This is a genomic window from Actinopolymorpha pittospori, from assembly GCF_014873875.1.
Classification (GTDB): Bacteria; Actinomycetota; Actinomycetes; order Propionibacteriales; family Actinopolymorphaceae; genus Actinopolymorpha; species Actinopolymorpha pittospori.
Genome location: NZ_JADBEM010000001.1, coordinates 5,822,724 through 5,833,850, shown reverse-complemented (window position 1 = coordinate 5,833,850; position 11,127 = coordinate 5,822,724). Strand labels below are relative to the sequence as shown.

Annotated in this window: 9 protein-coding genes; 5 read left to right on the top strand and 4 right to left on the bottom strand. The window is 71.4% G+C overall.

The features are described 5' to 3' along the window. The first annotated feature begins 17 nt into the window (after positions 1-17). Positions 18-1,850, top strand: coding sequence for a sensor histidine kinase (locus tag HEB94_RS27255; RefSeq protein ID WP_192752537.1), 1,833 nt, complete (start codon positions 18-20; stop codon positions 1,848-1,850). Positions 1,851-2,001: 151 nt separating this feature from the next. Further along, entirely contained in the window at positions 2,002-2,661 is a 660-nt protein-coding gene (locus tag HEB94_RS27250) for a response regulator (RefSeq protein WP_192752536.1), read from the top strand. Between the two features lie 35 nt (positions 2,662-2,696). Here the strand turns inward: HEB94_RS27250 and HEB94_RS27245 are convergent, their stop codons facing one another. The 4 genes from HEB94_RS27245 to HEB94_RS27230 all read right to left on the bottom strand — a co-directional run bounded on the left by HEB94_RS27245 (position 2,697) and on the right by HEB94_RS27230 (position 7,416). Then, a complete protein-coding gene (locus HEB94_RS27245; RefSeq protein WP_192752535.1) occupies positions 2,697-3,497 on the bottom strand; it encodes a hypothetical protein in 801 nt (266 codons plus the stop codon). Further along, complete coding sequence (locus HEB94_RS27240; RefSeq protein WP_192752534.1) at positions 3,494-4,441, bottom strand: ABC transporter ATP-binding protein; 948 nt, start codon at positions 4,439-4,441, stop codon at positions 3,494-3,496. Before HEB94_RS27240 ends, HEB94_RS27245 begins: the two co-directional genes overlap by 4 nt. 272 nt (positions 4,442-4,713) lie before the next feature. Further along, on the bottom strand, positions 4,714-5,952 hold the full coding sequence (locus HEB94_RS27235) for an NAD(P)/FAD-dependent oxidoreductase (protein WP_192752533.1): 1,239 nt from the start codon (positions 5,950-5,952) through the stop codon (positions 4,714-4,716). A 171-nt stretch (positions 5,953-6,123) separates the two neighbouring features. Further along, positions 6,124-7,416: a deoxyguanosinetriphosphate triphosphohydrolase gene (locus HEB94_RS27230; protein ID WP_192752532.1), complete on the bottom strand. Its 1,293-nt coding sequence runs from the start codon at positions 7,414-7,416 to the stop codon at positions 6,124-6,126. Between the two features lie 293 nt (positions 7,417-7,709). Here HEB94_RS27230 and efeU point away from each other — a divergent pair, with 293 nt between their 5' ends. From efeU to efeB, 3 genes are read left to right on the top strand one after another with little or no spacing between them, the layout of a single operon-like run. After that, positions 7,710-8,576, top strand: a complete 867-nt coding sequence (efeU, locus tag HEB94_RS27225; RefSeq protein ID WP_192752531.1) for an iron uptake transporter permease EfeU — start codon at positions 7,710-7,712, stop codon at positions 8,574-8,576. A gap of 38 nt (positions 8,577-8,614) precedes the next feature. Beyond that, a complete protein-coding gene (efeO, locus tag HEB94_RS27220; protein WP_192752530.1) occupies positions 8,615-9,862 on the top strand; it encodes an iron uptake system protein EfeO in 1,248 nt (415 codons plus the stop codon). Continuing rightward, positions 9,859-11,103 carry an iron uptake transporter deferrochelatase/peroxidase subunit gene (gene efeB / locus HEB94_RS27215; protein ID WP_192752529.1) on the top strand — a complete coding sequence of 415 codons (1,245 nt, stop codon included), beginning with the start codon at positions 9,859-9,861 and terminating at the stop codon, positions 11,101-11,103. The genes efeO and efeB overlap by 4 nt, the downstream gene beginning before the upstream one ends. The last annotated feature ends 24 nt before the right edge of the window (positions 11,104-11,127 follow it).

The window sequence follows — 11,127 nt, the reverse complement described above, 5'->3', positions numbered from 1 at the left end:
CGTCGTAGGGTCGTGCGATGAGCACCACCAGCACGGACGGCCGACCAGGCCGCTGGTCCGCGCCGACATGGTGGCGCCGTCCGGACCGGCGGCGACTGGCCCAGGACGTCGGTGTCGGCGTGCTCCTGGGCGCGGCCACCGTGGTCGAGGCGCTCACCCGGCAGGGCACGCCCCAGGGTTCGGCGTTCCCGCTGACGTGGACGCTGGTGCTCGGGCTGCTCGCCGTCGCCGTCGCCGTCCCGTTGCGCCGGACGTACCCCGTCGTGGCGATGTTGCTCGCGGCGGCCGCCGGCACCTGGGCGGCTGGGTACGCGCTGGCCGTCGTCACGACGTACGGCGTCGGCTACCGGGTCCGGCGCGCGAGCGTCACGGTCGCCGCCGTGGTGGCCGCGGGCGTGATTCCGACGACGATCTCGTGGTACACCGTCGACCGCTTCCTCGGACCGGAGTACGACCTCGTCCTCATCGTCGCGGTCGTGACGTTCGTGCACACGGCGGCGGCGATGTTCGGCCGCTACCGTCGCCAGCGCGTCACGCTGGTCGCCGCGGGGTGGGAGCGCGCGGAGCGCCTGGAACGCGAACGCGCCCTGCTCGTCGACCAGGCCCGGATGCGCGAACGCGCCCGCATCGCCCAGGACATGCACGACTCCCTCGGCCACGAGCTCAGTCTGATCGCCCTGCAGGCCGGCGCGCTGGAACTCGACCGTGCCCTCTCCGACCGGCAGCGCGAAACCGCCCGGCTGCTGCGGACGACGACGGGCGACGCGGTGACGCATCTTCGTCAGATCGTGGGGGTTCTCCGCGACGCCGACGAGCCCGCTCCCACCCGACCCGCCGCCGAGAGCATCGCCGCCCTGGTCGACCGGGCGGTGAGTTCCGGGGTGGACGTCCGGCTCGAGCGCGAAGAAGGTCGTGCCGACGTCGGCGACGGAAGTGGCCCGGCCGGGGACCGCGCGGACGGTAGGGCCGTCGTCGAGGAGGCCGGCCCGGACGTGCTCACCAGCCAGGCCGCCTACCGCGTCGTTCAGGAGGGCCTGACGAACGCGACCAAGCACGCGCCCGGCGCGCCGGTGCGGGTGCGACTGCGTTACGGCGACGACCTGGTGACGGTCACGATCACCAACGACGCGCCCGCCGGCTCCTCGCCCGGCTCAGCCGGCTCTCCCGGCTCTCCCGGGCCCGGCGCCTCAGGCGGGCGCGGCCTCGTCGGGCTGGCCGAACGTGTGCGGGTCGCGGGCGGCCGGCTCAGCGCGGGACCGCACCGGGGTGGCTTCCGGATCACCGCCCAACTCCCCCGGCGCGGCGACGTCGTGCGGACCGAGCAGGACCTCGAGGGCGAAGAGTTCGACGCGGCCGGCCGTGTCGAAGGTGCACGGGAGCGAAGTGCCGGCGTTCTCCGCCATCGACAGGATGGGCTCGGCGGACTTTCCCCGTTCGTCCCACCGGCCGACGAACTCTCCCGCCTCGACGGCTACACCTCCGCGGTGGCGCGGCTGCGACGGCGGTTCTGGATCAGACTCGTGGTGCCCCTGGTGGCGCTGGCGCTTCTGGCTGCCGGATACCTGACCTACTTCGGCTTCACCCAGGCGATGATGACGGCCCAGCAGTTCGCGTCGTTGCGGGTCGGTGAGTCGGAGGCAGCCGTCCGCGCCCGGCTGCCGGCCGGCACCAACCGCAGTCTCGGCCGAATAGCGCGCACGCCCCCACCGCCGGCCGGATCGACCTGCCTGTTCTACCTGCGCCGCCTGCCGGGACTCATCAACTACGACGGCAGGGAGGCCTACCGCATCTGCTACGCGGACGGCCGGCTCGCCAGCCGCGACGTGGTCAGGTTCGCGGCCCGGCGCTAGGGTGCGTCTCCCCCATCGAGCCGGTGAAGCGAGCGGTGCGTCCGCGCCGCGGTGGCGAGGCGGAGGAGGAGTGCGTAGTGGTGTTCTACGCGCGACGAGGCAGCATGCGGTGGAGACGGCAGCGGGACCACAGCGACCGAAGCGAGGAACGATGACGATCCGTCTGGTGTTCGCCGACGACGAGACCATGATCAGGGCGGGGATCGCCGCGATCCTTGCCAGCGACCCCGACATCGAGGTCGTCGCCGAGGCGGGAGACGGGCACGAGGCGGTCGAACTCGTCCGCCGGCACCGCCCGGACGTCGCGCTGCTCGACGTCCGGATGCCGAAGCTCGACGGCCTGGCCGCCGCCGCCGAGATCAGGAAGGTCGCGCCCGAGACCGGGGTGGTGATGCTGACGACGTTCGGGGAGGACGCCTACGTCGCCCGCGCGCTCGCCGCCGGCGCGAACGGCTTCCTGCTCAAGGCGGGCGACCCGCGTGAGCTGGTGAGCGCGGTGCGGGCGGTGGCGGACGGGGCGGCGTACCTCTCCCCCACCGTCGCCCGCCAGGTCATCAAGCAGCTCTCGGGTACGCCGTTCTCCCGCGGTGAACAGGCACGCGCCCAACTCGCCCAGCTCAGCGACCGCGAACGCGAGGTGCTCGCGCTGCTGGGGCAGGGCATGTCGAACGCCGAGATCGCCCGGAGCCTGCATCTGGTCGAGGGGACCGTGAAGAGCCACGTGAGTGCGATCCTCGCGCGCCTGGACGCGAAGAACCGCGTCCAGGCCGCGATCCTCGCCTACGAAGCGGGGTTGGTCGACCGGTCCTGAACCGCCAGGTGCCGCCGCTCGGACGCGACGCGGCCTCAGGTGTCGCGGCGGGACAGGACCCGCGTCCCCGCACCCAGAACCACCACCACCCAGGCTCCGAGCAGCGCGGCCGCCATCCACCGGCGCAGGCCGTCTCGCTGGCCGCCGGTGACGACCTCGCCAAGACCGGCGGGAAGGTAACCGAGGACGTTCACGATGACCTCGTTCGTCACCGAGGCGGCCACGATCGTCGGCGCCAGCACGAGTGCGACCGCGACGAGCACGGTCACCGCGGTGCCGCGCAGCAACGTGCCGATCCCGAGCACGAGCGCTGCCATCACCGCCGTGACACCGGCCGCGAGGGCGCCGGCCTCGAGGACATCGCTCGGACTCCTGCCGAGGACCGCCGCGGCCGAGTACATCGCGACCACGAACGCCACGAAGGCGCCGACGAAGGCATAACCCGCGACGACGATCGCCTTCGCGCAGACGACCGCCCAGCGGGCCGGCGTGGCAGCCAACGTGGTCCTGATCGCATCGCTGCCGAACTCCGAGGTGACCGTCAGCGCGGCCAGGGCGAGAACACCGAACTGGCCGAAGCCCAGCCCCACGGTGGCGAGGTCGACGGCCCTCGCGTCCGGTTGGTCCACGCTGCTGGTCGAGACTCCCCAACCGAGCAGGGCCGCGACGCCGGCGGTGCAGACGACCGTCAGTAGCAGAGCGCCGTGTGTCGTACGCACGGTTCGCAGTTTCGTCCACTCGGTCCGCACGGAACGCAGCAGCAGGCGAACCGCGCCGACCCGTTCGCGTGGCGTCAAGGACTCCTTGACGTTGATCAGGTCGGTCATCGCCGTCATGGTCGTGCCTCCTTGGTCGCGGCGAGTCCGGGGTGCGGCCGCCGTTGTGTTCCGTCATAGTCAAGGTGCTCTTGACTGAGTTCGAGGTATGCCTGCTCCAGCGAGGCTTCCTTGAGTGTGAGCTCGTGCAAGCCGATGCCGGCGGCATGGGCGATGTCGCCGACCGCGTCGGCGTCGAGCCCGGCCACCAGGAGGGCGGTGTCGGACTCACGATGCACGGTGGCCTTCGCGGCGAGCAGTTCGGCGAGTCGTGCGGCCTGCGGCGTGCGCACCCGAACCCTGGTGTGGGCGCTCGCGCCGATCACCTCCTCGATCGGCGCGTCCACGACGAGTTTGCCCCGGCCGATGACGACGAGATGGTCGGCGGTGTCCTCCATCTCACTCATCAGGTGGCTGGAGACGAAGACCGTGCGCCCTTCCCCGGCGAGCGTGCGCATCAACTCCCGGACCCAGCGGATCCCGTCGGGGTCGAGTCCGTTGACCGGCTCGTCGAACATCACGATGCCGGGATCGCCGAGCAGGGCGCCGGCGATGCCGAGCCGCTGCCCCATTCCCAGGGAGAACCCGCCCGCGCGGCGGTCGGCCACCTTGGCCAGGCCGACGAGTTCGAGTACGTCGTCGACCCGTGCGAGCGGGATACCGTTGCTGTGCGCGAGCGCGCGCAGATGGTCACGGGCACTGCGCCGGGGGTGGATGGCCCGCGCGTCGAGGAGTGCGCCGATCTCGCGGAGCGGCTCACGAAGGTCGCGGTACCGTCGTCCGTGCACGGTGACCTCGCCCGCACTGGGTCGGTCCAGCCCGAGCACCATGCGCATGGTGGTCGACTTTCCCGCGCCGTTCGGGCCGAGGAATCCGGTCACCCGGCCGGGCCGCACCTCGAACGACAGGTTGTTCACGGCGAGCGTGGGACCGTACCTCTTCGTCAGTCCCGTCAAGGTGATCATGTCCAGCTCCTCACGGTGACACCGGCGGAGTTCTCGCCGGCGGATCGTGAGGAGGCTATGGCGGCAGCGGCCCCCGACGGCACCGGCGAAGGTGGCCGGACCGCTCGTACTTTCGTCAGGTGCCGCCTCAGCCAAGGTGGGGCGGCCGGCAAGGCTCGCCGCGTCCAGGCGCGAGAAAGCGGCCACCGGACGCGAGCCGGTGACCGCTCCCTCGAACCTCGCTCAGGCAGTCGCCGCGGACTGCCGCCTCAGAATCGCCGCGGACCGTCGCCTCAGCCGGCGTAGACCGCGTCGAGCGCGACGTCGCCGTCGGCGAGCTTCGCCCCGTCGACCGCGCGCCCGGACCGGATCAGGGCCTGGATGGCGTCCTGGACGTCCCACACGTTGACGTTCATGCCGGCGACAACCCGTCCTTGACGCAGCCAGAACGCGACGAACTCACGTGTCTTCAGGTCGCCGCGGACGACCACGTTGTCGTAACCGTCCCCGAGGTCGCCGGAGTACTCCATCCCGAGGTCGTACTGGTCGCTGAAGAAGAACGGCACCACGTCGTAGGGCTCGCCCGCGCCGAGCATCGAGCGTCCCGCGGCGGTCCCGCCGTCCTGTGCGTTGGCCCAGTGCTCGACGTGGATCCGGCGGCCGAACAGGGGCGAGTGCCAGCGCGCGACGTCTCCGGCCGCGTAGACGTCCGGGTCCGACGTACGCAGGAACTCATCCGTCAGGACGCCGTTGTCGACGTCCAGGCCGGCCGCCTGCGCGAGCTCGACGTCCGGGCTCACACCGATACCGACGATCACCGTGTCGGCGGGAATCTCCTGACCGTCGGCGGTCACGACCGTCCGGACCGCCCCGCCCTCGCCCCGGATCTCCGCGACCCCCGACCCGAACCTGAGGTCGACGCCGTGCGCACGGTGCAGGTCGGCGAACACCTCGCTCATCTCCGCACCGAGAACGGCGTACAGCGGGCCTGGCTGCGGCTCGACGACCACCACCTCCGCGCCGTGGTTGCGCGCGGCGGCCGCCGTCTCCATCCCGATCCAACCGGCGCCGATCACCACCACCCTGCCTCCGGCCCGGAAGGTCTCCAGCAGCCGGAGCGAGTCGCTCAGCGTGCGGAGGTAGTGCACGCCCTGCAGGTCGATCCCGGGGATCTCCAGCCGGCGGACGACCGAGCCCGTGGCGAGCAGCAGCTTGTCGTAGTGCAGCGTGTCGCCGTCACTGAGTGCCACCTCGTGCGCGGAGGTGTCCACCTGTCGGGCGGAGACGCCGAGGCGGAGTTCGATTCGCTGCTCGTCGTACCACGCCTGGTCGTGGACGTAGACCGTGCCGGGCTCGTCGTTGCCGAGCAGCACGCCCTTGGACAGCGGCGGCCGCTCGTAGGGCAGTTCGTTCTCCGCGCCGACCAGAACGAGCCGGCCTTCGAAACCTCCGGACCGCAGCGCCTCAGCCGCCTTGGCACCGGCGAGGCTCGCTCCGATCACGACGAACGTGGGACCAGTCTGCTCAGCCATCGATGGACTCCTTCGGTTCGGCGTCGGCTGCATGGGCGCGGATCCCACCGTGCCACAGCCGTGGACCCCAATCATGGTCCCGGCGGAAACTGGCCGTGTCGCGCGTGGCCGGGTCGCCGGTCCCCCGTCCACGGCAGCGGTGGACCGGTCGGGGTTACCGAGCCGTCGGGGTCACGGCCGCAACGTGCGGTACAACGACACCGCGGAGGCGTCGGTCAGCGACGCGACCTGGTCGATGATCACCCGCAGCCGGCCGGGGTCGTCGGCCGCCGCCTCGAAGTCGGCCTGAAACCCGGGCGACAGCCCGTATGGCGCGCTAAGGCGCAGGGCCGCGACGAGTCCCTGGACGACCTCCCGCTGGCGGGACAGCAGAGCCACCCGCTCCGCCGAACGCATGACGTACCTCGCGGCGACGCCCTTGAGGACGGCGATCTCCACCCTGGTCTCGTGGGGGACGACGAGGTCGGCGCGGTAGCGGATCAGCGGAGCGGGACCATAGGCGTCCTGCGTGGCGCGTTCGGCGGCGAAGCAGAACCGGCCGATGAGCTGGCTGGTGAGGTCCTTCAGTGCCGCGAGGGACCGCCGGTGGCCGTCGTAGGCCGCGCGCGGCCAGTAGCCGAACCCGCGTAGCCGGTCGTACGCCGCGTCGAGCTCGGCGTCGTCGCTCCCGGGTATGTACCAGTCGCGCACGACCTCCCAGACGCTCCCCCGTTCCGCCGGGTCGGCGAGCCAGTCCAGGGAGATGCGGCCGAAGACCACGCCGTCCTCGACGTCGTGGACGGAGTAGGCGACGTCGTCCGCGAAGTCCATGACCTGGGCCTCGAGGCAGCGGCGACTGTCGCCGACCCCGGTTCGCAGCCAGCCGAAGACCTCCTGGTCGTCGTCGTACACACCGAACTTCGCGCCGGCCTCCGGCGGCCCTTCGCCGCGACACCAGGGGTACTTCGTGGCGGCGTCCAGCGTCGCGCGGGTGAGGTTGAGGCCGGCGCTGCGTCCGTCGCCCGGCGCGCCGCCGGGCAGATCGGCGAACGTCTTCGCCTCCAGCCGGGTCAGCAGCCGCAGCGTCTGCGCGTTGCCCTCGAAGCCTCCGATCGGGCCGGACACCTCGTCCAGGGCGGTCTCGCCGTTGTGCCCGAACGGCGGGTGTCCAAGGTCGTGGGCCAGGCAGGCGGTGTCGACCACGTCCGGGTCGCAGCCGAGGGACTGACCGAGTTCGCGGCCGACCTGCGCCACCTCGAGGGAATGGGTCAACCGGGTGCGGACGAAGTCGTCGATCCCCGGGCCGAGCACCTGGGTCTTCGCGGCGAGCCGTCGCAGAGCCGCGGAATGGAGCACCCTCGCCCGGTCGCGGGCGAACGGCGTACGGCTGGCGCTCTTGGGCGGCTCGGGGACCCAGCGTTCGACGTCAGCGGCGTCGTAGCAGCCGGTGGTCTGACCTCGCTCGGAGCTTCCCCATTCGTTCATCGCAGGACAGCACACTAGGGCATCTCCGTCGCCGCGGCGTGCTCGCGCCGATCCGGCGCCCCTCGATCCTGCGCTCGTCGATCCTGCGCTCGTCGATCCCGTCGATCTCGTCGATCCTGGCGCCGACCAGTCCGGCGAATGCTGACCGGCTCCGGAACCAGGATGCCGGGGCCTGCCAGGTGGGCAGACGGACCGGGACAAGCGGTGTACAGTGAGCCGGCGAAAGATAGGTAAGGCTTACCAAAGAGATCTCGGCGACGGGCTCCTCGCCGAGAGTCGAGGAGACGACCACCGTGCTCGCGACGTTCGTGATCGGCTTGCGAGAAGGCCTAGAGGCCGCACTCATCGTCGGAATCGTCGCGGCGTTCCTTCGCCGCCGAGGCCGGGCCGACGCGGTGAGATACGTCTGGCTCGGCGTCCTCCTCGCCGTCCTGGTCTGCGTCGCCGTGGCGATCGGATTGATCGTGTTGTCCTCCGAGCTTACCCAGCAGGCACAGGAGGGCTTGGAGACGGTCGTCGGACTGGTCGCCGTCGCCATGGTGACCTACATGGTCGTCTGGATGCGCCGGCACTCCCGCGACCTGAAGAAGGACCTCGAGGGCGCCGCCTCCTCCGCCCTGGCCAGCGGGTCCCTGCTGGCCCTGGTCGGGATGGCGATCCTCGCCGTCCTCCGAGAGGGCATCGAGACCGTGGTCTTCCTGCTCGCGTTGTTCCGGACCGCCGGCACGCCCGCGCTGGCCGGCGTCGGCGCGCTGGTCGGCCTGATCATCGCCGCCGGGCTCGGTTACGGCATCTACCGTGGCGGCGTCCGGATCAACCTGTCGAAGTTCTTCCGCGTGACCGGTCTCGTACTCGTGGTGGTCGCCGGTGGCCTGTTGATGACTGCCGCGCACACCGCGCACGCCGCCGGCTGGCTCAACTTCGGGCAGGCGCGGGCGCTGGACCTCAGCTGGTTGGTGCGCCCCGGCTCGGTCCAGGAGTCGCTTCTCACCGGTGTGCTCGGCCTGCAGGCCAAGCCCGTGGTGGTCGAGGTGGCCGTCTGGCTCGTCTACGTCGTTCCGCTCGCCATCTACGTCGCCCGCTCGGTCCGCGGCGGACAGCGCCCCGCCGCCGGCAGCTCCGCCAACGACAGCCACACCCAGCCCCAGAGCGCCCGGTGAACGCTCGACCGGCCGAACGCATGATCCACCCCCGTCCCATGAATCGTCCGGAGCCGCGTGGCGACTCGCCCCGGCTCGCCCAGGAAAGGCATCCCGCCGTGAACGCTCGCGCCCCACGATCCCTGCGCCGCTGGCCGATCCTGCTGGCCGCGCCGCTCGCGCTGGCGGCCCTCGCCGGCTGCCAGAAGGTGGCCACCACCCAGGAGGAGGGCGCGGCGTCCCCGGGCGCGTCCAGCGGCAGCCAGGCGGTCGCGATCGCCATCGCCGACGAGGGCTGCCGACCGGAGCCGGCGTCCGTCCCCGCCGGACCGGTGAAGTTCGACGTCCGCAACACCGACTCCCAGACGGTCACCGAGGCCGAGCTGGTGAGCCCGGAGGGCCGGATCCTCGGCGAACGGGAGAACCTCACACCTGGCTTGTCCGGGACGTTCTCCCTCGACCTCAAGGCCGGCACTTACAGCGTCTACTGCCCCGGCGCGCAGCAGGAGACCTCGACCTTCAAGGTGACGGGCGGAACCGCCGCGGCACCGTCGCCGACGTCCGGGGTGACGAAGCAGCTCGCCAACGGCGTGGCCGGCTACCGCGACTACGTGCAGCACGAGACGGCCCAGCTCGTCACCGCGACCAAGGCGTTCACCGACGCCGTTCGCGCGGGTGACGTCGCGCAGGCGAAGGAGCTCTACGGTCCCGCGCGCACCCACTACGAACGCATCGAGCCGGTGGCGGAGAGCTTCGGCGACCTGGACCCCGCGATCGACGCCCGGATCAACGACGTCGCCAACCCGAGTGAGTGGACCGGCTTCCACCCGCTCGAGCGCGCCCTGTGGGAGAAGAACTCCACGGCCGGGCTCAAGCCGCTGGCCGACAAGCTGGACGCCGACGTCACCAAGCTCGACGGGCTGGTGCAGGACGTCAGCTACCAGCCGGCCGACCTGGCCAACGGCGCGACGTCCCTGCTGACCGAGGTCTCCGGCTCCAAGATCAGCGGCGAGGAGGAGCGCTACTCCCACCTCGACCTGCTCGACATCTGGGCCAACGTCGACGGCGCCAAGCGGGCCTTCGACCTGTTGTCGCCGGCTCTCCAGCGCACCGACAAGGACGTCGTGACGACCGTCAACGCGCGCTTCACGGCCGTCAACCAGACCTTGGCGAAGCACCGGGACGGTAGGTCGTTCCAGAGCTACTCCGCACTGTCCAAGGACGAGGTCAAGCTCATCGCCAACCAGGTGGACGCGCTCGCCGAGCCCCTCTCGACGGTCGCGGAGAAGGTGGTGTCAGCCAAGTGAGCGTCTCCCGTCGTGGGTTCCTCACCGGGGCGGCCGGGGTCGGCGGCGTCGCCGTCGGCGCCGGCGCGGCCCGAGTCCTCGCCGGGAACGACGACGGGGAGACCAGGACCGCGGCCACCCCGCCGCCCAGTGACGTCGTGTCGTTCTACGGTGACCACCAGGCGGGTATCGCCACGCCTGCGCAGGAGCGCATGGTCTTCGCGTCGTTCGACGTCACCACCACCGCCCGCGCCGACCTCGTGGAGCTGCTGAAGTCGTGGACGGAGGCCGGCGCCCACCTGGTGAAGGGCTCGCCGGTCGGCGCCGTCGCGGGGCATCCGATGGCACCGCCGGTCGACACCGGTGAGGCGGAGGGGCTCGCAGCCGCCAACCTCACCCTGACGGTCGGTTTCGGACCGTCGTTGTTCGACCGGAGGTTCGGCCTCGAGCAGCGACGGCCGGCCGCCCTCCGCGAGCTTCCGGCGTTGCCCGGCGACGAGCTCGACCCGGACCGATCGGGCGGCGACCTGTGTGTGCAGGCGTGCGCCGACGACGCGCAGGTGGCCTTCCACGCCGTTCGTAACCTGCTCCGCCTCGGCCGTGGCAGCGTGGTCATGCGCTGGTGCCAACTCGGCTTCGGTCGAACGTCCACCACCAGCCGGAGCCAGTCGACGCCGCGCAACCTGATGGGCTTCAAGGACGGCACCAACAACATCCGGGCCGAGGACACCGCCGACCTGTCCGGCTTCGTCTGGGTCGGGCAGGGCAGTGAGCCGGCATGGATGCGGGGCGGGACCTACCTCGTCGCGCGGCGCATCCGGATGCTGATCGAGTCCTGGGACCGTGACCGCCTGGAGGACCAGGAGGCGGTGTTCGGACGGCAGAAGGTCGGCGGCGGTCCACTCACCGGCACCAACGAGCACGACAAGGTGGACCTCGCCGCGAAGGGTCCCGACGGCATGCCGGTCATCGCCACCAACGCCCACATCAGGCTCGCTGCCCCCAGCGAGAACGGCGGTCGGAAGATCCTGCGTCGGGGCTACTCCTTCACCGACGGCATGGACCCGCTGACCGGACAGCTGGACGCCGGACTGTTCTTCGTCAGCTTCCAGAACGACCCCGAGACCTTCGTCCGCCTGCAACGCCGGCTCGGCGCCTCCGACGCGCTCAACGAGTACATCAAGCACGTCGGCAGCGCCGTCTTCGCCTGCCCGCCCGGCGTTCGTCCCGGCGGCTGGTGGGGTCAGGGCCTCTTCGGCTAGAACCCCTTTTCACCCCCGCGTTCC